Below are 19,846 nucleotides of genomic sequence, written 5' to 3'. Positions count from 1 at the left end.
CCTTCATGCTCGACGGCTATGGCGCCGTTCTGGCCCTGCGCGCAGCAGGCACCTCCCTCGTCCTCGACACCGGGGGACGCGTTCCGCGCGTCCTGCACTGGGGAGCCGACCTCGGTCCCCTCGACGACGCGGAGGCGGCCGCCCTGCGGGAGACCGGGGGACCGGCGGTCCTCAACAACTCGCCCGACATCCCGCGCACCTTCAGCCTGTGGCCGACCGAGTTCGAGGGATGGGCGGGCACGCCCGCGCAGGAAGGGCACGCCGCGGGAACGGCGACCACTCCGCGGCCGCGCACGGAGGCGGTCCGGTACCGCGACGACGGTGAGGCCGGGGGAGCGGTCGAGCTCGACCTCGCCGACGAGATCACCGGCCTGCGGTCGACGATGACCCTGGAGCTCGACCCGTTCGGCGTGCTCTCCGTCGACATCGCGATGGTCCGGGACGCGTCCCTCGCCCGCGACGGCGCCGCGCTCCCGTACACGCTCGACGCCCTCCGCGTGCTGCTTCCCGTCCCGGAGCGCGCCGTCGATGTGCTCGACTTCACCGGAAAGTGGTGCCGCGAGCGGGCTCCGCAGCGCGGGCCGCTGTTCTTCGGCAGCCACGTGCGCCGCGCGCACCGCGGGAAGCCGGGGCACGACGCGCCCTTCCTGGTCGTCGCCGGCACCGAAGACCTCAGCTTCGGCCGAGGTGAGGCGTGGGCCAGCCACCTGGCCTGGAGCGGCGACGCCGAGTACGTCGTCGAACGCTTGACCGAGGGCGCGGGGGCGTTCTCGGCGGTCCTCGGCGCCGGCGAGGGCCTGCGCCCGGGGGAGATCGCCCTCGAGGCGGGGGACCGCTACGTCGCGCCGACCGCCCTGTTCGTCTGGTCCGGCGCGGGACTCGACGGCATCGCCGACCGGCTGCACCGGCGCCTGCGCGCGCGTCCGTCGCATCCACACACGCCGCGTCCACTCACCCTCAATTCATGGGAGGCGGTCTACTTCGACCACGACCTGGAGCGCCTGACATCGCTCGTCGAGCGGGCGGCGCGCGTCGGCGTCGAGCGGTTCGTGCTCGACGACGGCTGGTTCCACGACCGCCGCGACGCGAACGCCGGTCTCGGCGACTGGGTCGTCGACCGCACGGTGTGGCCGGACGGCCTCGGACCGCTGGTCGACCGCGTGCGCGCGGCGGGCATGCAGTTCGGCATCTGGTTCGAGCCCGAGATGGTCAACCTCGACTCCGACCTCGCTCGTGCGCATCCCGAATGGGTGCTCGGCCCGCGAGAACTCGGCGCGGCCGCCCGCGACCAGTACGTGCTCGACCTCACGCGGCCGGACGCCTACGAGCACGTGCTCGGGCAGATCAGCGCCATCGTCGAGGAGTACGCGGTCGACTACATCAAGTGGGACCACAACCGCGACCTATCGGAGGCGGTCAGCGGTTACGCGGGTATCGACCGCCCCGCCGTGCACGAGCAGACGCTCGCCCTGTACCGGATGCTCGACACGCTCCGCAAGCGCCACCCGCATCTCGAGATCGAGACCTGCTCCGGCGGCGGCGGACGCGTGGACCTCGGGATCCTGCAGCGCACCGATCGTGTTTGGGCCTCCGACTGCAACGACCCCGTCGAGCGCCTGCAGATCGAGCGCTGGACCCGGATGCTCCTTCCGCCGGAGCTCATCGGCTCGCACCTCGGCGCGGACCGCTCGCACACCACCTCCCGGCGGACCGACCTCTCCTTCCGGCTCATCGTGGCGCTCACCGCGCACGCCGGCATCGAATGGGACCTCCAGGAGGCGGACGAGGACGAGCTCGCGACGATCGCGCGCTGGGCGGCCGTCTACCGCGAACTGCGCGACCTCATCCACACCGGGCGCGTGGTCAACGCCGACCTCGCCGACGACACCACCGGGCTCACCGGGATCGTGGCGCAGGACGGCGCTCGCGCCCTGTTCAGCTGGGTGCGGCTCTCGACGTCCGCGCCGGGACAGTCCGGGCGCGTCCGCTTCCCCGGGCTCGACGCCTCGGCGCGGTACACGGTCCGCATCCGGGACGAGTTCGGCGACGCCAGCCGGCACCAGAGCGCCGACCCCTCGTGGATCACCGCCGCGCTCACGCCCGAAGGCGTCGCGCTGCCCGGCTCGGTGCTCGCCGTTGCCGGCGTCCCGCTGCCCACCCTCAATCCGCAGCAGGGGATGCTGTTCGACCTGGTCCGCGACTGACCGAGCCGACGCGTCCCCGCCCCACAGACGGCCCACCGCATCACCGCCTGACGCTCCGAGCAACGGGCTCTTCAGAGAGGAAGAACGCATGACCCGCTTGACACGCGCGCGCCGCGGCCTGCACGCCGCGGCCGTGACGGTCGCTGCGCTGGGACTGGTGGCGGCCGCCGCGCTGCCCGCCGGCGCATCGCCGGCGCCGACCGAACCCCCGACCGCGACACCGACGCCGACCGCGACGGCCACTGTTACGCCGACCACCACCCCGACCCCGACCGCGACCGCCTCACCGACGGCGACCGCGACCGCCTCACCGACGGCGACCGCGACCGCGTCAGCGTCCGCGGCACCGAAGGCGACCGCGACGGCGGACGTCCCCACGCCCATCCCGGCTCCGACCTCCACCGGCGACCCCTGGGCGCAGAAGCCCTACATGGGCTGGAGCAGCTACAGCATGCAGGTCTACTCGGGCAACGGGAAGTGGATTACCGCCGACCAGCTCATCGCCCAGTCGGACGCCATGCACGCCAAGCTGCAGAAGGCCGGCTACGACCGGATCAACGTCGACGCCGGCTGGAACGACGGCGTCGACGACAACGGCCGCCCGGTCCCCAGCACGACGCTCTACCCGCAGGGGCTGAAGAAGGTCATCGACCACGTTCACGCCAACGGGCAGAAGTTCGGCGTCTACCTGATCCCCGGCATCGGTCCCGACGTCTACAACAAGGCGTACCCGATCGCGAACGCGCCCGGATGCACCACGCACGACATCGTGAAGCAGCCGCTCCAGCAGGCCGACTACTGGAAGATCGGCTACCGCATCGACTTCTCCAACCCGTGCGCGCAGAAGTACGTCGACTCCATCGCCGACCAGCTCGCCGCGTGGGGCGTGAACTTCGTCAAGTTCGACAGCGTCACGCCCGGCTCGGGCATCAGCGACGGCTCGGTGGATGCGCGCGACGACGTCGCCGCCTGGTCCAAGGCGCTCAAGAAGCACCAGATCTGGTTCGAGATCTCGTGGGCGCTCGACATCAACTACGCCGACTACTGGAAGCAGTACGCCAACGGCTGGCGCGTGGAGTGGGACGTCGAGTGCTACTGCGGCAGCGAGGCCCTGACCCAGTGGGAGAACATCAACCGCCTCTTCCCGCGGGCTGCCGACTGGTGGCGGCATGCCGGCCCCGGCGGCTGGAACGACTTCGACTCGCTCGACGTCGGCAACGGGAAGATGGACGGACTGACGCCGGACGAGCGCCGCACCGCCACGACCCTGTGGGCGATTTCCGCCGCGCCGATGTACACCGGCAACGACCTGACGAACCTCGACCAGTTCGGGGTCGACCTGCTGACCAACCCCGAGGTCGTCGCGGTGGATCAGGCGGGCGTGCCCGCGCGTCCGGTCTCCACGACCTCCAAGCAGCAGGTCTGGTACGCACTGAACGCGGACGGCAGCTACACGGTCGCGCTCTTCAACCTGGGCCGGTCCGAGGCGGATGTGACCGCGAAGTGGTCGGACATCGGCCTGAAGGGCTCGGCGACGGTCCGCGACCTGTGGGCCCGTAAGAACCTGGGCAGCGCCGACAGCGGCTTCACGGCGAAGGATGTGCCGATCCACGGCGTCCGGCTGCTCAAGGTCACCCCGGGCAAGGGGTCGGCTCTCACGGTGAACGACGACGCGCTCGGCATGAAGTACGGCGGCGACTGGACCCGCAACGGCGGGGCGGAAGTCGCCGCGACCTCGCAGCCGCTGACCGTGAACGTGACGGACACGGGCACGCCCGCGCCATCCACCTCCACCGGTCCGACGCGAACCACGAGCGTGAACGACACCGACCCCGGGATCGTGTACTCCGGCCAATGGGGTTACAGCAACGGCCGCAACTTCGGCGACTACCAGGACGACGTCCACTACGCCGAGCATCCAGGCAGCGACTCCTTCTCGTACACGTTCACCGGCACCGGGATCTCGTACTTGACCGAGCTCGACTCGTCGGAGGGCGACGCGGACGTCTACATCGACGGCCAGTTCGTGAAGACGGTCAGCGCCAACATCCCGACGGCCTCGCACACCGCGCAGCAGGCCGTTTTCTCGACGAACGACCTGCCCAACGGTCAGCACACCCTCCGCGTCGTGATGAAGTCCGGTCAGTTCATGCTGATCGACCGGCTGGATGTGATCCAGCAGAACCTCATCGACCCGTCCTCGGTGTCCTACGACACCAAGGCGCCGGCCGCCGCGAGCTTCGGCGTCCTCCGCGACCCGGACGAGTTCACCGGGATCACGGCGAACGGCAAGACGCTCGCGAAGGGCACCGACTACACGGTGTCCGGGTCGACGGTCACTCTGACGACGGCGTACCTGGCGACGCTGCCGGTCGGGGCGACGACGCTGAACGTCGGCTTCCGCGGCGACTACCTGGACGACGTCCACTCCACGAAGACGGCGGGCGCCTCGGTGTCGTACGCCTTCACGGGGACCGGTGTCGACTGGCTGGGCGCTACCGCACCCGACCAGGGCATCGTGGACGTGTACCTCGACGGCAAGCTCGTCAAGCGCGTCGACACGCACAGCGACACGCGCCGCACCCAGCAGAAGCTGTTCAGCGCCACCGGGCTGCGGGACGGGAAGCACGCCTTCATGGCCGTGAAGGAGTCGGGTGACGTGATGCGCACCGACGCCATCCGCTACACGGTGCGCTGATCGCCACGGGTGGGCCGGGACACGGCGTCCCGGCCCACCCCTCGCGGAAGAATGAGCTGACGAATCCACTGGAGGACACCGCATGAGCCGCCCCGAGTTCCCCGCCTCGCTCGGTCTCGAGCCGCTGCCGACTCCGGACGACTACGACGCCTTCTGGGCGGAGGCGTTGGACGGCGCCCGGCGTCATCCGCTCGACCTCCGCCTCGCCCCGGTCGACACCGGGCTCGCGGCGATCGACGTGTACGACGTCTCCTTCGCCGGGTACGACGGTCGCCGCGTCCGCGGCTGGTTGCGTCTGCCGCACCACCGCACGGGAGCGGTGCCCGCGATCGTCCACGCCAACGGCTACGGCGCCGGCAGGCTCTCGCCGATCGACGACCTCACCTGGCCCGCGGCCGGCTTCGCACAGCTCGTCGTCGACACACACCAGCAGGGCGGCGGCAGCACCGGCCACCTGCTGGAGGGCATCCTGGACCCGCGCAGCTCGTACTATCGGGGCGTGTTCGTGGACGCGGCGCGGGCCGTGGACGCACTCCGCGCGCTGGACGACGTGGATGCGTCGCGCGTCGCCGCGATCGGCAACAGCCAGGGCGGCGGGATCGCCCTCGGCGTCGGCGCCCTCGTGCCGGACCTCGTGGCGGTCCTCGCGCAGGCGCCGTTCCTGACGGCGGCGCCCGTCGGCCTCCATTTCGCCGCCCAGGGTCCGTGGCTGGAGCTGCGCGCGTATCTCGCCGAGCATCCCGATCGCGCGGACGCCGTCGCGCGCACCCTCGCGTACGTCGACGGCGTCACCTCAGCCCGGCACGCCACCGCGCCGGGGTGGATCAGCGACGGGCTGGACGACGACATCTGCCCGCCCGAGACGGCGCGCGCCGCGGCGGAGGCGTATGCGGCGCCGGTCGTCTTCCGGGAATGGCCGGGTGCCGGGCACGAGGCGGGAGGGACGGGCGATCGGCAGGGTGCGCTCGCCGTCCTGCGCGAGCGGTTCGGGGTCGCCGCCTTGACGCCCGGACGCGGGTAGGAGAGGCTTAGGCAAGCCTTACCTGAGTCAGGAGACCCGCATGGCCGAGCTCATCCCCTTCTCGCAGGCGTTGAGGGAGCGCACGCGCGGCGTCCACCAGGAGAGCGAGGGCGCGGTCTTCATGCAGGACCTCATGTCCGGCAACGGCTCCCGCGACGACTACATCGCGCTGCTCTCGCAGCACTACTTCGTCTATGACGCGCTCGAGGAGGCGGCCGACCGCATGGGCGGCGACCCCGTGGCGTCGCTGTTCATCACCCCGGCGCTGACGCGCCTGCCGGCGATCGAGGCCGACCTGGAGTTCCTGATCGGCGACGACTGGCGCGAGCGGATCGCCCCGCTGCCGTCCACCGTCCGCTACACCGCCCGCATCCGCGAGGTCGGAAGCACGTGGCCGGGCGGGTTCGTGGCGCACCACTACACGCGCTACCTCGGGGATCTGTCCGGCGGGCAGATCATCCGCACGTTGCTGCAGCGCGCGTACGGGTTCGAGACGAACGGGGTGGGCTTCTACCTCTTCGCCGACATCGCGAAGCCGAAGCTGTTCAAGGACACCTACCGCTCCCAGCTCGACGCCGTCGACTGGACGGAGGAGGAGCGCGACCGCGTCATCGACGAGGTCGGGTTGGCGTTCCGCTTCAACACGGAGCTGTTCGACGACCTCGCGGTCGCGAAGGCCGCCTAGGCCGTCTGCGCCAGCTCTTCGTAGTAGGTGACGTGGCAGCCGTCGCCGCTGCACTCGATGCAGAGGGTGATCTCCTCGAGGTGCTGCGTCGGGTCGGCCCCCGTGCCGTCGCACCGTTCGCAAATCTCCAACGTTCTCATGCCCACGATTGTGCGCCGGACCACCGACATCGGCGGCAGGCGCGCCGGGGTGTCGCGAGCGCACAGCATCCACTCGGCCGTTCTGCCCAGAGCAGAACCGCCGGAACCCGCAGGCGCGGATCCGGGCCATTCGACATAGGCTTGCCGCATGCTTCTGCGGCACGCGATCGGCTCGGTGCTCCGCCGGATCAGGACGGAGCGGGGGACGACGCTGCGCGAGCTCTCGGAGCACTCGCGGGTGTCGGTGCCCTACCTCTCGGAGATCGAGCGCGGCCGCAAGGAGGCGTCGTCCGAGATCCTGGCGGCGCTGTGCCGTGTGCTGGGTGTCACGGAGGGCGAACTGCTGACTCGCGTCGCCGCCGAGTTCGCGGGCGGGCAGGTGCTGAGCCTGGTGCCCGGGCACGAGGACGACATCGCCGTCCGGACGACCGCCGAGCTCCAGCCCGCGGTCGCGGTCGCCGCCGGCCAGAAGCCCGGCGTGGTCGCGCTCGCCGCCTGACCGGCTAGCCGTGCGGAGGCTGGGCGCCCGCTGATTTCGTGTGCGGGCGCGCGTACGGCTATTCTTGTCTGGCGCCTTCGGTCACGAGAAAACTGGTGGTCGGGAGCGCCTTGGCGAGTTACCCAAGCGGCCAAAGGGATCTGACTGTAAATCAGCTGTCTACGACTTCGGGGGTTCGAATCCCTCACTCGCCACCACCAAGGGACTCGGCCGATCGGCCGGGTCCCTTCGTCGTCGTCAATGGCGCGCGACTACGGGCCGCCGCCCCTCTCGCCTGCAGCTGGCCTCAGCTGGCCTGCCTACCCGTTGAGTGGCCCATTAGGGGTACTAACGATTCAAAACTATGCATGCCACAATTCCTGCATGGCTTTAACCAACCTCAGCGCTGACCCAAGCCTTCCGAAGACACCTGCAGGAGTGGCCGAAGTGATGAAGCTGTATGAAATGGCCACCCGACGAATTGCGGTTGCCGCGCCGCAAACCGCTGCGGTCCCGGTTGTGACCACTGGCGCAAACGCGTATGTGAGGTAGCGGTGCCCACATGGGGGGACTTACTTCAGCAGCTGACTGACGGCTCGTGGACCGCGCCGGATGGGTCCCTTGATCTGGACCGATTTCGCCGCCACTACGTCGAGCAGCTGTCTAATTACACCGGTCGTAACACCGTCGTTTATTCCACTGACTGGCTAAACCCGGCAAAATCCGACAGTCCCGATCTCTCGATTCTCCTCGGCGACATGCAGGGCCTGATGGAAGTGTTCAAGGACCTGGATGTGAGTGCTGGCCTCGATTTGGTCTTGCACTCCCCCGGAGGTGACCCGACGGCCGCCGACAGTCTTGTTCGGTATATGCGGTCGCGGTTTGCGCACGTCCGAGTCATAGTTCCCGTGGCTGCGATGTCTGCGGCGACGATGTGGAGCTTGGCGGCCGACGAACTAATCCTCGGCCGCCACTCCCAATTGGGGCCAATCGATCCACAGCTGAGACTTGGGAACAATATGATTCCCGCGGCCGCGATCAAACGAAACTTCGAGAAGGCTCAAAGCGAGTGCGCTGCAGACCCCTCGCGGCTGAGCGCGTGGGTCCCCGTTCTTCAGCAGTACTACCCGGGGCTGCTAGAGATGTGTGACGACTTCACCAACCTGTCCAAAGCGCTCGTGGAGGAATATCTTCTCGACTACATGCTTCGTCGCCGCAAAAATAAGGCGGTGCTTGCGAAAGCTGCTGCGGAGTTTTTCGCGGACAGTGACGCCCACATGGCTCATAGCCGGGGGATAGGAAGGGACAAGATCCGAGCGTATGGACTCAAGGTTTCGAACTTGGAGGACGATGCCGGCTTGCAGGATGCCGTCCTGACCGTCCATCACGCAATGACCCACACCTTTAACATTACGTCCATCGCGAAGATTGTTGAAAATCAGCTCGGACGCTCGTGGATGAAGGCCATGCCGGCCGGCATATAGGGCTCGACTTACATAAGATTCGTGCTCTACTTGGGCTCCATTGCGGCTGACGGCGAAGATGACGAGAGTCTTCTCTCCGCCAGTGAAATAAGGACCATTCCGACGACCCACATGCCAATGGCCGCCCAGTTCCACACTGCCCACGACGGCGTAAAAGCGAACAAAAAACTGATCCCGAAACAGGCAAAGCCCGAGATGTAGAACGCGAGCGCCCAGAGCGCCAGTCGCATAGACAGCCGGCGTGGATCCGTTCTGACGAGGACATACCGCTCAATTAGGCGGTCACGGAGTTGCGTCATGGCCGTTACTCCCTGGCTCGCTGCATCGAGTTTGGGAATGAGTTCGGTGATGCGCTCGATTCGACGTAACGTGCCTGCCTCTCGAGCGATCAGGTTCACGGTAGCGACTGCGCCCACGAGGGAGGTCAGCACTGTTGCGCAAACACCGAGCCAAGCAACGTCCATGCAGACGTTTCTAGCAGTTCTCGACCTACATGTTGTCTAAAGCCGATGTCTTGACCTGGTGTCGGTGTATTTGGGTGAGCAGCCCAAGGGAAACGGTAGGGAATATGAAGATAAATCTCACTCGCCACCACCGAGGGACTCGGCCGATCGGCCGGGTCCCTTCGTCGTCGTCAGTGGCGGAACATGTCCAGGAAGCCCTCGGCCAGCGCGTTCAGGAATGAGGCGACCCTCGTCACCTGCAACCGCCAGTAGTCGCTCATGCTCGCAGCCTAGCGGGGGCGTTGCTCACGGGCCGCCGCTGAGAGGGCAGTAGTAGAAGGTGCCCGCGTCGCGAACCGCGATTCCGATAGGCAGCAGGAAGCCAGGCGGGGCGTAGATCGTGCCGCCGCCGATGGTCCGCCCGCGCGGGACCATCCCGACAAGGTCCTCGGGGCGCGCCTCACTGTGCACGTTCCCGCAGGTGAAGTCGCGATCGTCGTACTGGACCACGGTCGGCACGGCCCTGGGCCACCAGTCGGAGGTGGTGCGGTGCACCTGGTAGAAGAAGGTCCCCACCGCAAGCAGGACGAGCGCTGAGATCGCCACCACCGGGATGAGCCACCACCGACGCCGCATGAGGCCCAGGTTAATCGTTGCGACACAAAAACGGCCTCTCCGAGGAGAGGCCGTCGAGCCGTGGTCGTGAAACCACGGCGGGGTATGCATCGAAGTTAGCACAGCCGGCTCTTCTGCATTGCGGCCATCCGGAATTCAACGTGGCACGCGGCAGGCATGATTCAACGATGGCGGAACGACTCGTGGTCTACGTGGACGGCTTCAACCTCTATCACGGCCTTCACGATCAGTTCGGTCACCGCTATCTCTGGCTCGATCTAGCGTCCCTGGCGAGATCACTCCGGCCCCATTCGAACCTCGTCGGTGTCGAGTACTTCACGGCCTCCGTGCTGAACGATGGCCCCGCTCAGAGTCGACAAGACGCTTACATCGAAGCGCTCAAGGCGGCGAACCCGGGCCTGTTGCACGTGACCATGGGCCGGTATCAGCAGAACAAGCGCCGCTGCCGGAGTTGCGGTGTCTCGTGGCGTGTCTACGAGGAGAAGGAGACGGATGTGAACATCGCCGTCACCCTCGCGGCCGACGCAATCGCTCGCCGCGCAGACGCCTTCATGGTGATCAGCGGGGATAGCGACATCGCGCCGGCGATCCGGCTGGCCATGAGCCTGAATCCGGATGCGCGTTTTCTCGCCGCCTTCCCACCAGGCCGGTTCTCCGCGGAACTGCAGGCGCTCATGCCGTCCTCGTTCCATATCGGGCGCGCACGTATCGCCTGATCCCTTCTGCCCGACGAGGTGCCGGTTGGGGGCACCTCGAGGGTGTTCGTCCGGCCGGAGAAGTGGCGCTAGCAAGCCAAGGCACCCCCGGACCGTGCCAGGCTTGACCCCATGACCTCCCCGTCGAACTGCTCGAGATCGCCGCCACCGTCGCCCGCCGGGCTGCCGCCTTCGCGTTGCAGCGGCGGCAGGACGGGGTGGAGATCGCCGCGTCCAAGTCGTCGCTGAGCGACATCGTCACGCGCGCCGATCGCGAGACCGAGCAGTTGATCCGGGATGCTCTGGCCGCCGCGCGTCCGCTCGACGGGTTCCTGGGGGAGGAGTCAGGCGACAGCAGCAGCCGGAGCGGGCTGACCTGGGTGGTCGACCCGATCGACGGGACCGTCAACTACTTCTACGGCATCCCGGCGTGGGCCGTCAGCATCGCGGTGGTCGAGGGCGATCCCGATCCGGCGACCTGGCGGACGCTGGCCGGGGCGGTCGTCAATCCGGTGCTGAAGGAGACGTATACGGCGTCGCGCGGGGGCGGCGCGAAGCTCAACGGCGAGGCCATCCACGTCAACGACGGGGTCGATCTGCCGCTGGCGCTCGTCGGCACTGGATTCGGATACGACGCCGAGGTCCGCCGACGGCAGGCGGCGTTCGTGCAGGAGCTCATCCCGGAGGTGCGTGACATCCGGCGGATCGGCGCCGCCTCGCTCGACCTCTGCTCGGTCGCGGCCGGGCGGCTGGATGCGTACTTCGAGCGGGGCCTGAACCCGTGGGATCACGCCGCCGGCGCGCTGATCGCCGAGGAGGCCGGCGCACGCGTCGCCGGAATCGGCGGAGGCCCGGCGGGTCGCCGCCTGCTGGTGGCGGCCGCGCCGGGCCTCTTCGAAGAGCTGCACCCCCGCGCCGAGCGGTACTACGCCGGCTGGGAGTGAGCGGGGCTCAGACGAGCCAGACCGCGGTGTCCTGCGGAAGCATCCCGTCGGTCAGCTCACCGCTCGCGAGCACGATCTCGCCCGACGGGATCGCGACCGGCGACGTGCCGAAGTTGACGACCACGGTGACCGGACCGGTCCGGAAGGCGAGCGTGTCGCCGCCGAGGTCGATCCACTCCGGCGCGCCGAACGCGAGGTCGTGGCGGCGACGCAGCTCCAGCGCATCCTGGTACATGGTCAGCGTCGAGCCGGGCACGCCCTGCTGCGGCGTCCGCGTGTACTCGGCCCACACCGCCGGCTGCGGCAGCCAGCTCGCGGGACTCGGACCGAAGCCGTACGACGCCTCGTCGCCCTCCCACGGGATGGGGACGCGGCAGCCGTCGCGGCCGTAACGCTCGCCGTTGGTGCGGAACCAGGTGGGATCCTGGCGCGCCTCGTCCGGGAGGTCGATCGCCTCGGGCAGGCCGAGCTCTTCGCCCTGGTACAGGTACGCCGAGCCGGGCAGCGCGAGCATGAGCGCCGTCGCCGCGCGGGCGCGACGGAGGGCGAACGCCGGGTCGGGCAGGCCCTTGGTCTTCGGCCCGATGCCGTGGCCCTGCAGGTTCTCGCCCTGCAGCGCGAGACGGGTCGCGTGGCGTACGACGTCGTGGTTGGAGAGCACCCAGGTGCTCGGGGCGCCGACGCTGCTGAACGCCGCGATGGAGCGGTCGATCACGCTGTGGAGCGCGTCCGCGTCCCACGGGGTCTCCAGGTACGCGAAGTTGAAGGTCTGCTGCATCTCGTCGGGGCGCACCCAGCGGGCCAGCTTCTCCAGCGGCTCCACCCAGGCCTCGCCGCACAGGACGCGGTCGCCCTCGTACTCGTCCAGGACCTTGTGCCAATCGCGGTAGATCTCATGGACGCCGTCCTGCGCGAAGTACGGCGGCGTCGGCGGGTCGAGCTCTGCGTGCGCGTGGATCTCCGGCTCGAGGGGGATGCCGCCCGTCTCGAGGGTCGGGGTGGTGCCGCCCATGCTGCCCATGCCGGTGGGCGGGGTGTAGTCGGGGAGGCCGGCCTCCTTGACCATGCCGTGCGCGACATCCACGCGGAAGCCGTCCACACCGCGGTCCAGCCAGAAGCGCAGGACGCCGCGGAACTGCTCCCAGACCCACGGGTTTTCCCAGTCGAAGTCGGGCTGCGACTTGTCGAAGAGGTGGAGGTACCACTGGCCGGGGGTGCCGTCGGGCTCGGTCACGCGCGTCCAGGCGCGGCCGCCGAAGATCGACTCCCAGTTGTTCGGAGGGAGCTCGCCGTTCTCGCCCGTGCCGTCGCGGAAGATGTACCGCGCGCGCTCGGGGCTGCCCGGTGCGGCCGCCAGCGCCTCCTGGAACCACACGTGATCGCTCGACGAGTGGTTCGGGACGATGTCGATGATGACGCGCAGGCCCAGGCTGTGCGCCTCGGCGAGCATCGCGTCGAAGTCGGCGAGGGTGCCGAAGCGCGGGTCGACGTCGCGGTAGTCGGCCACGTCGTAACCCGCGTCCCGCTGGGGCGAGCGGTAGAAGGGGGACAGCCAGACGGCGTCCACTCTCAGGTCGCGGAGTGCGCCGAGCCGGCTGGTGATGCCGGGGAGGTCGCCCATCCCGTCGCCGTCGGAGTCGGCGAAGGAGCGGGGATAGACCTGATAGATCACGGCGGAGCGCCACCACTCGCGGCCCGGGGCCGAGGGGATGAGCGCGCTTTCGGGGTTCGTTGCTGCGGAGATGGTGGTCACCTCGTGTTCGTGTGGATGGGGTGGGGGGTCAAGGGTGGACGGCGGTGCTCGACCGCACGATCAGGTCGGCGGGCGCGACGTGGCTCACCGGGTCGGGACGGCCGGCGGCGCCGCCCCTGCGCGAAGCGTCGAGCGCGGCGAGGAGGATTTCGGCCGCGTGCTCGCCCTGGGCGACGGGATGCTGCGCCACGGTGCTCAGCCCGAAGAACTCCGCCAGGGGGTGATCGTCGATCCCGATGACCGACACGTCGCGAGGGACGCTCAGGCCGAGGTCGCGGGCGGCGAGGATGGCGCCGATCGCCATCTCGTCCGATGCCGCGAAGATCGCGGTCGGGCGCTCGTGCGGCGTGCCGAGCAGCTGCTTCGCCGCCTCATAACCGCCCGGAAGGGTGAAGTCGGCGGCGCGGTGCAGGCGTTCGTCCACGGCGATCCCGGCCTCAGCGAGCGCCTGCTCGTAGCCCAGGCGACGGCTGGTCGGGATGTGGAAGTCGAGGTCGAACTCGTGGGACGCGCCGATGTGCGCGATATGGCGGTGGCCCAGGGAGATGAGGTGGTCGGTGGCGAGGTGCGCGACCGCGACGTCGTCGATCCGGAGCGTGCTGACGCCGGGCAGCGGGCCGCCGACGCCGACGAGCGGCTTGCCGAGGGCGAGCAGGCGGGAGACCTCCTGCTCGGCGAGTTCGAGGGAGACGGCGAACACCGCATCCACCCGGTTGCGCAGCAGGTGGTGCTCGAAGACGCGCTGCCGCTCGTCCCCGTCGCCGCTCAGGTTGTAGAGGGTGAGGTCGTAGCCGCGGCGGAGGAGGACGCGCTCGGCGCCCTCGATGACGGAGGTGAAGAACCAGCGGTTGAGGTGTGGAACGACGGCGCCGATGTTGCGTGTGCGACCGGAGGCGAGGCTGGAGGCGTTCGAGGACACCACGTAGCCGAGGTCGGTCGCAGCCTGGACCACGCGGGCGCGGGTGGACTGCGAGACGGGGCCGTTGCCGCTGAGCGCGCGCGAGACCGTGGCGGTGGAGACGCCCGCGAGGCGGGCGACGTCGTCGATGCCCGGCATTCCACCTCCTGATCGCTTGCTGGTCGCCTGCGGTGGAAGCGCTTGCGTCCGCCGGTGCGCGGGTGTGACCGTGCACACGGCGAGTATAGCGAGGGAAGTGTAAGCGTTTGCACTACCCCCTACGGGGTTACGGCGGCTCAGGCCCAGTGGGCCGGGCGCTCCAGCGTCTCCGGGAGGCGGGTGCGTGCGTCGCCGCTCGCCGCGTTCACCTGCGGCTGGGCGAGGTAGATCGCCTCGCGGAGGTCGGCGCCGTCCAGCCGCGCGTCGCGGAGATCGGCACCGATCAGCTCGGCCCGGGAGAGGTCGGCGTCGCGCAGGTCGGCGGCGATGAGGAGGGCGCCACGCAGTTCGGCGCCGCGGAGGTCTGCGCGACGGAGGTCGGCACCGAGGAGGTCGGCGCCGGGACGGATGCGGGAGCGCGCCACCCGGGTGGGTCCCGACCCGATCGGGCCGGACTCGCGGGTGAGACGCGCGGCGTCGCGGAGGAGGAGCGCGGCGGGCTCGCGGAGGTCGTCGATGTCCGCGTGCCGAATGAGGTCGGGCGACGCGTCGGCAAGGGCGCGGACCTCCGAGCGGATGCGCCGGAGCGCCGGGTGGAGGGACGCGGCGGCCGCGAGCGCGAGGGCGTCCTCGAGGTACCAGAGCAGTTCGTGGAGTTGGCGCATGATCGGGAACACCGCGAACATGTCGGCCCGCACATCCTCGTCGCGCCAGGTGGCGCCGTCGAAGGTGCCTTGCGTGGTGTGCTGGCCGGCGCCGAAGCAGTCGAACACCGTGCAGCCCTTGAAACCGCGGTCGCGCAGGTGGGGGTGGATGCGGCAGCGGTAGTCGTCGTCGAGGTTGACGCACGGGTCGCCGGCCGCCTTGTCGAAGGCGAAGTCGGCGGACCGTGCGAAGGCGAGGGCGACGCAGCACAGGCCGACGCAGCGGGAGCAGTCGGCGCGGAGGTCGCTGCGGGCGTCGCTGCGGGCGTCGTCGGTGGTGCGCATTCGTCCACAGTACGGGCCGCCCGCAACCTTTCCACATCTTCAGGCGTGACCGGAATAGCGCCGGGACGCCCGCGTTAGCGTGGAAGAACAGACGGAAATGAAGGAGACACACGCATGACCGCACCTCGCCGCACGATCGGTTCCTCCGACCTGGAGGTCTTCCCGCTGTCGCTCGGAGGCAATGTCTTCGGCTGGACGGCCGACAAGCAGACCTCGTTCGACGTGCTCGACGGCTACACCGCCGCGGGCGGCAACTTCGTCGACACGGCGGACGGATACTCGGCGTGGGTCCCCGGCAACACGGGCGGCGACTCCGAGCGAATCCTCGGCGAGTGGTTCGACGCCCGCGGCAACCGCGACGAGATCGTCCTCGCCACCAAGGTGAGCCAGCACCCCGACTTCAAGGGCCTCGCGGCTGACAACATCCGTCGCGCCGCCGACGCGTCGCTCGAGCGCCTGCAGTCCGAGTACATCGACCTCTACTACGCGCACTTCGACGACGAGTCGGTGCCGCTGGAGGAGACCGTGTCCGCGCTGTCCGGGCTCGTCGACGCCGGCAAGGTGCGCTATATCGGCATCTCGAACTACTCCCCGGAGCGCATCGAGGAGTGGTTCCGGATCACCGAGCGCGAGGGCCTGCACCGCGCCGTCGCCCTGCAGCCGCACTACAACCTGGTCGAGCGCGCCTACGAGACGAAGTACCGTCCGATCGCCGAGCGGGAGGGCCTGGGCGTCATGCCGTACTTCGCCCTCGCCGCGGGCTTCCTGACCGGCAAGTACCGCGACGGTGTGACCGTCGACAGCGCCCGCGCGGGCGGCGCCGCGAAGTACCTCGACGAGACAGGCCGCTCCGTGCTCGCCGCCCTCGACGAGGTCGCTGCCGCTCACGGCGCCTCGGTGGCGTCCGTCGCCCTCGCCTGGCTCGCCGCGCAGCCGACCATCACCGCGCCGATCGCCAGCGCCCGCACGACCGACCAGCTCCCCGACCTGCTGGCGTCGGTCTCGCTCGAGCTGACCGCCGACGAGCTGGCCGCCCTCGACGGCGCCTCCGAGCAGGCCAAGGCCGCCTGACCGGCCCTTCTCGCGGGCATGGCCGCTGGGGCCGGTTGTGTACGAAGCACCCGTTCGCGGATGGTATCCTCGTACGGTTGCCGAAAACGGCCGGCCCCGGCCGGCGCCGGCTCCGCCCCCTTAGCTCATTGGTAGAGCACTTCCTTGGTAAGGAAGAGGTAGTGGGTCCGATTCCCACAGGGGGCTCCGTCTCCCCGCCGCGCGACGCATCGCACGACGGAGGGATGCCACGGCGGGGTAGCTCAGGTGGTTAGAGCACACGGCTCATAATCGTGGTGTCGCGGGTTCGAGTCCCGCCCTCGCTACAGACTCGAGATACAGGAACGGCGGCTGCTAGACGGCCGCCGTTCTTCGGTTTCCGGGGCGACCGTGCCGAGTGGTGTCTAAGCGGCGACCAGCTCGTCCATCGCCTCGCGCGGCATGGGGCGGCCGAGGAGGTAGCCCTGTGCGCGATCGCACCCGAGACGAGTGACCAGTTCCAGCTGGTCGGTCGTCTCGATACCTTCGACAACGGTCCGCACGCCGTACGCCCGCGCGGCCTCGACCGCGCGGGCGATGAGCGCTTCAGCGCTCTCGTCCTCGATCAGCGACCGATCGAGCTTGAGCTCGGTTCCGTGCAGACGACGGAGCTGTTTTAGTGAGCTCTGGCCGACGCCGAAGTCGTCGATCGCGACGCCCACCCCGAGCGCCCGCAGCCGATCGAGCCGGCGCACCACAGCCGGGACATTGCGCATCGGCTGCTCTTCGGTGATCTCGATCGTCAGCGTGCTGCTGCCGGTGCTGACCCCGCTGAGTTGGGTTTCGAGCCAATTGGTGAATGCTGCCGTCTCCAGTTGCAGCGGTGACACGTTCACGGATACGTCGATGCGCCACCGCTCGATAGCGAGGCAGCCTTGGCGTGCCATGAAGACGCCGATCTCCTCGATGAGCTTGGATTCCTCCGCCGCGGCGATGAACTCGGGAGGCGGGACCATCCCGCGCACCGGATGATTCCACCGGCACAACGCCTCCGCTGCGACCACGCGACCATCACGAAGATCGATCTGCGGCTGGAACCAGGCAGAGATCTCGCCGCGCCGAACCGCCCCCACGAGGTCGGTCACGATCGTCTCCACGACCCGATACTAGGCCCGGGACAACTCGACACGTGCAGTGATCACAGGGGGTGGATGTGGAGGGTGTCACGGACGGTGAGGGCACCTATCATGAGCGTGATCACGACGGAGGATCCGATGGCCTACCTCGCACGACAGACTCCGCTGCCCGACTTCTCGACCGGCGCCGTCCATGCGGACGAAGTCACGGCGCCAGAGAATGTCGTCTCCACGGGCACCCTTCCCGAGGTGGAACGCGTCCATGAACTCATCGAGACCGCCCATGAGCGCTACCGCACGCTGGACGACGGGAAAGTGGCCGACTACATCCCCTCGCTCGGGCAGGCAGACCCGGCCCTCTTCGGCATCAGCGTCTGCAGCGTCAAGGGCCTCACGACGAACGTCGGCGACTCCGCCCACCCCTTCTCGATCCAGTCGATCTCCAAGGTGTTCGTCTTCGCCCTCGTCTGTCATGAGCTGGGGCACGCGGAGATTTCGCGTCGCGTCGGTGTGAACAACACCGGCCTCCCGTTCAACTCGGTCATGGCTCTCGAACTGAGCGACGGCGACCCGAGGAACCCGCTCGTGAACGCGGGCGCGATCACGACGACGTCTCTTGCTCCCGGCTCGACGGCGGCCGAGAAGTGGGAGTTCGTACGCGACGGACTCTCCCGCTTCGCCGGGCGACAGCTGGAGATCGACGAGAAGGTCTACGCATCGGAGTCGGCCACCAATCAGCGCAACAAGGCGATCGCCCGGCTCCTCCAGAGCTACGGGCGGATGGAATTCGACCCGATTCAGGCGACCGATGTGTACACGCGACAGTGCTCGCTCCTCGTGACCGCGGAGGACCTGGCGATCATGGCGGCGACCCTCGCTGATGGAGGGGTGAACCCGATCACCCGGCAGAAGGTGATCGACGCATCCGTCTGCCGTGACACGCTCGCCGTGATGGCGACGAGCGGACTCTACGAGTTCTCCGGGGACTGGCTGTTCGAAGTGGGCATTCCAGCCAAGAGCGGAGTCTCGGGCGGCATCGTCACGGTCGCACCGGGCAAGGGCGGCCTCGGAACCTTCTCCCCGCGCCTCGACCCCGCCGGCAACAGCGTTCGGGGTCAGCGGGCCGCGCGATTCCTCTCCCATGCGCTCGGGTTGGACATCTTCGCGTCGACGCCGGCTGATGAGGGCGTCAGCGCGGGTCGACCTGGACGGTCGCCGCGCGGGTCTTCGCAGTGACCATCGGCGGGTAGTACGGGCTCGTGCCGTACTTCGCCTCGTACGCGGCGTCGATGCGATCGTTCAGCACGGCGTCCGTGATCGGAGTGAAGGTCACATCCTTCTCGACGCCGCCCCCGGTGATCCGCCCGGCCCCTTGTGAGCGGGCGGACTGGTACCAGCGAGAGTTCGTGCCGTTGTAGGCACGCACGTAGACCCCGTCGTCGACGACGACGGACCAGATCCAGGTGGGGGTGCCGAGCGTGGTGCCGTCGGCCCGGAAGGGCGCGATGTGGAAGTCGTCGGTGGAGGCGATGGCGTGTAGTTCGTCTGCGGTCCAGGCGGTCATGAGTCCTCCGTGATGGTCTGACGCAGTGCGGGCCGGTCGGCCGCCCAGGATGCGAGCAGCCGCAACCGCTCGGCCGACGCCGAGCCGGGCTCGGCGGTGTAGACGAGCATGACGTGGCCGGGTTCGGCGGTGATCGCGAACTCCTCGTACGCCAGCGTCAACTCGCCGACGACGGGATGCTGGAAGCGCTTGGTTCCCGCGCCGTGGGTCCGCACATCGTGGGCACCCCAGAGCCGTCGGAACGTGTCGCTCCGGGTCGACAGCTCGCCCACGAGGTCCTGGAGCGCACGGTTGTGGGGGTCGCGTCCGGCCTCGGCGCGCATCATCGCCACGCACATATCGGCGAAGAGGTCCCAGTCCGGATAGAAGTCGCGCGACGCCGGGTCGAGGAACTGGAAGCGCGCGAAGTTCGGTGTGCGGCCGCCGTCGCCGATGAGCGGCGAGTAGAAGGCGCGCCCGAGCGCGTTGAACGCGATCACATCCGACTGTGCGTTGCGGACGACGGCGACGCCCTCGGTGAACGCCTCCAGTGCCCAGTGGAGGCTCGGTCTCGCGGCGGGGCTGCGGGTCGCGCGGCGTCGCGGACGCCCGGAGACGGGGATGCCGTCTGCGGCGCGTGCGAGGTCGAAGAGGTGGGCGCGCTCGGTGTCGTCGAGCTGTAGCGCGCGCGCCACCGCGTCCAGCACTCCGGTGGAGACGCCGGCGATCGCGCCGCGCTCGAGCTTGGAGTAGTACTCGACGCTGACATCCGCGAGCATGGCGACTTCGGAACGGCGCAGCCCCGTTACCCGCCGCCCCGTTCCCGTGGGCAGGCCCGCCATCTCCGGGGTGAGCTTGGCGCGCCGCGACATGAGGAATTCGCGCACGTCGGCTCGATTGTCCATGCCTCA

The 19,846-nt window shown here is 69.0% G+C and carries 19 protein-coding genes and 3 tRNA genes; 13 read left to right on the top strand and 9 right to left on the bottom strand.

The window, feature by feature from the left end:
- Nucleotides 1-5: 5 nt before the first annotated feature.
- From ACRAWB_RS11325 to ACRAWB_RS11310, 4 genes are all read left to right on the top strand, one after another.
- Complete coding sequence (locus tag ACRAWB_RS11325; RefSeq protein ID WP_431353419.1) at nt 6-2,204, top strand: alpha-galactosidase; 2,199 nt, start codon at nt 6-8, stop codon at nt 2,202-2,204.
- An 88-nt stretch (nt 2,205-2,292) separates the two neighbouring features.
- Nucleotides 2,293-4,902 (top strand): X2-like carbohydrate binding domain-containing protein, encoded by a 2,610-nt coding sequence (locus tag ACRAWB_RS11320; protein ID WP_431353418.1) that lies wholly within the window; start codon nt 2,293-2,295, stop codon nt 4,900-4,902.
- An 82-nt stretch (nt 4,903-4,984) separates the two neighbouring features.
- The gene (locus ACRAWB_RS11315; protein ID WP_431353417.1) at nt 4,985-5,923 is read left to right on the top strand and encodes an acetylxylan esterase; all 939 of its coding nucleotides are present in this window, start codon (nt 4,985-4,987) and stop codon (nt 5,921-5,923) included.
- A gap of 40 nt (nt 5,924-5,963) precedes the next feature.
- Nucleotides 5,964-6,608, top strand: coding sequence for a heme oxygenase (biliverdin-producing) (locus tag ACRAWB_RS11310; protein ID WP_431353416.1), 645 nt, complete (start codon nt 5,964-5,966; stop codon nt 6,606-6,608).
- On the opposite strand, the gene ACRAWB_RS11305 is transcribed toward ACRAWB_RS11310, so the two are convergent.
- On the bottom strand, nt 6,605-6,748 hold the full coding sequence (locus ACRAWB_RS11305) for a hypothetical protein (protein ID WP_363806872.1): 144 nt from the start codon (nt 6,746-6,748) through the stop codon (nt 6,605-6,607). The genes ACRAWB_RS11310 and ACRAWB_RS11305 overlap by 4 nt on opposite strands.
- 148 nt (nt 6,749-6,896) lie before the next feature.
- On the opposite strand from ACRAWB_RS11305, the gene ACRAWB_RS11300 reads away from it, so the two are divergent.
- The 3 genes from ACRAWB_RS11300 (at nt 6,897) to ACRAWB_RS11290 (ending at nt 8,710) form a co-directional block, all read left to right on the top strand.
- Nucleotides 6,897-7,247 (top strand): helix-turn-helix domain-containing protein, encoded by a 351-nt coding sequence (locus ACRAWB_RS11300; protein WP_431353415.1) that lies wholly within the window; start codon nt 6,897-6,899, stop codon nt 7,245-7,247.
- 112 nt (nt 7,248-7,359) lie between these two features.
- A tRNA-Tyr gene (locus ACRAWB_RS11295) sits at nt 7,360-7,444 on the top strand.
- A gap of 336 nt (nt 7,445-7,780) precedes the next feature.
- On the top strand, nt 7,781-8,710 hold the full coding sequence (locus ACRAWB_RS11290; RefSeq protein WP_431353414.1) for an SDH family Clp fold serine proteinase: 930 nt from the start codon (nt 7,781-7,783) through the stop codon (nt 8,708-8,710).
- Between the two features lie 26 nt (nt 8,711-8,736).
- Here the strand turns inward: ACRAWB_RS11290 and ACRAWB_RS11285 are convergent, their stop codons facing one another.
- Together ACRAWB_RS11285 and ACRAWB_RS11280 are read right to left on the bottom strand one after the other, a co-directional pair.
- Nucleotides 8,737-9,174, bottom strand: coding sequence for a hypothetical protein (locus ACRAWB_RS11285; RefSeq protein WP_431353413.1), 438 nt, complete (start codon nt 9,172-9,174; stop codon nt 8,737-8,739).
- Between the two features lie 285 nt (nt 9,175-9,459).
- Nucleotides 9,460-9,789 carry a hypothetical protein gene (locus tag ACRAWB_RS11280; RefSeq protein WP_431353412.1) on the bottom strand — a complete coding sequence of 110 codons (330 nt, stop codon included), beginning with the start codon at nt 9,787-9,789 and terminating at the stop codon, nt 9,460-9,462.
- Nucleotides 9,790-9,956: 167 nt separating this feature from the next.
- On the opposite strand from ACRAWB_RS11280, the gene ACRAWB_RS11275 reads away from it, so the two are divergent.
- A complete protein-coding gene (locus tag ACRAWB_RS11275; RefSeq protein WP_431353411.1) occupies nt 9,957-10,505 on the top strand; it encodes an NYN domain-containing protein in 549 nt (182 codons plus the stop codon).
- 128 nt (nt 10,506-10,633) lie between these two features.
- On the top strand, nt 10,634-11,428 hold the full coding sequence (locus ACRAWB_RS11270) for an inositol monophosphatase family protein (protein ID WP_431354505.1): 795 nt from the start codon (nt 10,634-10,636) through the stop codon (nt 11,426-11,428).
- Nucleotides 11,429-11,435: 7 nt separating this feature from the next.
- Here ACRAWB_RS11270 and ACRAWB_RS11265 read toward each other — a convergent pair whose 3' ends face one another.
- The 3 genes from ACRAWB_RS11265 to ACRAWB_RS11255 all read right to left on the bottom strand — a co-directional run bounded on the left by ACRAWB_RS11265 (nt 11,436) and on the right by ACRAWB_RS11255 (nt 15,227).
- A complete protein-coding gene (locus tag ACRAWB_RS11265) occupies nt 11,436-13,181 on the bottom strand; it encodes a glycoside hydrolase family 13 protein (RefSeq protein ID WP_431353410.1) in 1,746 nt (581 codons plus the stop codon).
- Between the two features lie 28 nt (nt 13,182-13,209).
- Complete coding sequence (locus ACRAWB_RS11260; RefSeq protein ID WP_431353409.1) at nt 13,210-14,238, bottom strand: LacI family DNA-binding transcriptional regulator; 1,029 nt, start codon at nt 14,236-14,238, stop codon at nt 13,210-13,212.
- A gap of 137 nt (nt 14,239-14,375) precedes the next feature.
- The gene (locus ACRAWB_RS11255; protein ID WP_431353408.1) at nt 14,376-15,227 is read right to left on the bottom strand and encodes a pentapeptide repeat-containing protein; all 852 of its coding nucleotides are present in this window, start codon (nt 15,225-15,227) and stop codon (nt 14,376-14,378) included.
- Between the two features lie 114 nt (nt 15,228-15,341).
- On the opposite strand from ACRAWB_RS11255, the gene ACRAWB_RS11250 reads away from it, so the two are divergent.
- The 3 genes from ACRAWB_RS11250 to ACRAWB_RS11240 all read left to right on the top strand — a co-directional run bounded on the left by ACRAWB_RS11250 (nt 15,342) and on the right by ACRAWB_RS11240 (nt 16,603).
- Entirely contained in the window at nt 15,342-16,298 is a 957-nt protein-coding gene (locus ACRAWB_RS11250; RefSeq protein ID WP_431353407.1) for an aldo/keto reductase, read from the top strand.
- A 114-nt stretch (nt 16,299-16,412) separates the two neighbouring features.
- Nucleotides 16,413-16,484, top strand: a tRNA-Thr gene (locus ACRAWB_RS11245).
- Between the two features lie 45 nt (nt 16,485-16,529).
- Nucleotides 16,530-16,603, top strand: a tRNA-Met gene (locus ACRAWB_RS11240).
- 78 nt (nt 16,604-16,681) lie between these two features.
- Here the strand turns inward: ACRAWB_RS11240 and ACRAWB_RS11235 are convergent.
- Nucleotides 16,682-17,413 carry an EAL domain-containing protein gene (locus ACRAWB_RS11235; protein WP_431353406.1) on the bottom strand — a complete coding sequence of 244 codons (732 nt, stop codon included), beginning with the start codon at nt 17,411-17,413 and terminating at the stop codon, nt 16,682-16,684.
- Nucleotides 17,414-17,503: 90 nt separating this feature from the next.
- Between ACRAWB_RS11235 and glsA the strand changes: the two genes are divergently transcribed.
- Entirely contained in the window at nt 17,504-18,628 is a 1,125-nt protein-coding gene (glsA, locus tag ACRAWB_RS11230) for a glutaminase A (protein WP_431353405.1), read from the top strand.
- Here glsA and ACRAWB_RS11225 read toward each other — a convergent pair.
- Both ACRAWB_RS11225 and ACRAWB_RS11220 read right to left on the bottom strand, forming a co-directional pair.
- Entirely contained in the window at nt 18,582-18,956 is a 375-nt protein-coding gene (locus ACRAWB_RS11225) for a DUF2255 family protein (RefSeq protein WP_431353404.1), read from the bottom strand. The genes glsA and ACRAWB_RS11225 overlap by 47 nt on opposite strands.
- Entirely contained in the window at nt 18,953-19,840 is an 888-nt protein-coding gene (locus ACRAWB_RS11220) for a helix-turn-helix transcriptional regulator (RefSeq protein WP_431353403.1), read from the bottom strand. The genes ACRAWB_RS11225 and ACRAWB_RS11220 overlap by 4 nt, the downstream gene beginning before the upstream one ends.
- Nucleotides 19,841-19,846: the final 6 nt, after the last annotated feature.

It is taken from the genome of Leifsonia poae (assembly GCF_050632865.1).
Taxonomy (GTDB): Bacteria; Actinomycetota; Actinomycetes; order Actinomycetales; family Microbacteriaceae; genus Leifsonia; species Leifsonia poae_B.
The sequence above is the reverse complement of the archived record's forward strand: the minus strand, read 5'-3'. Positions and strand labels throughout refer to the sequence as shown.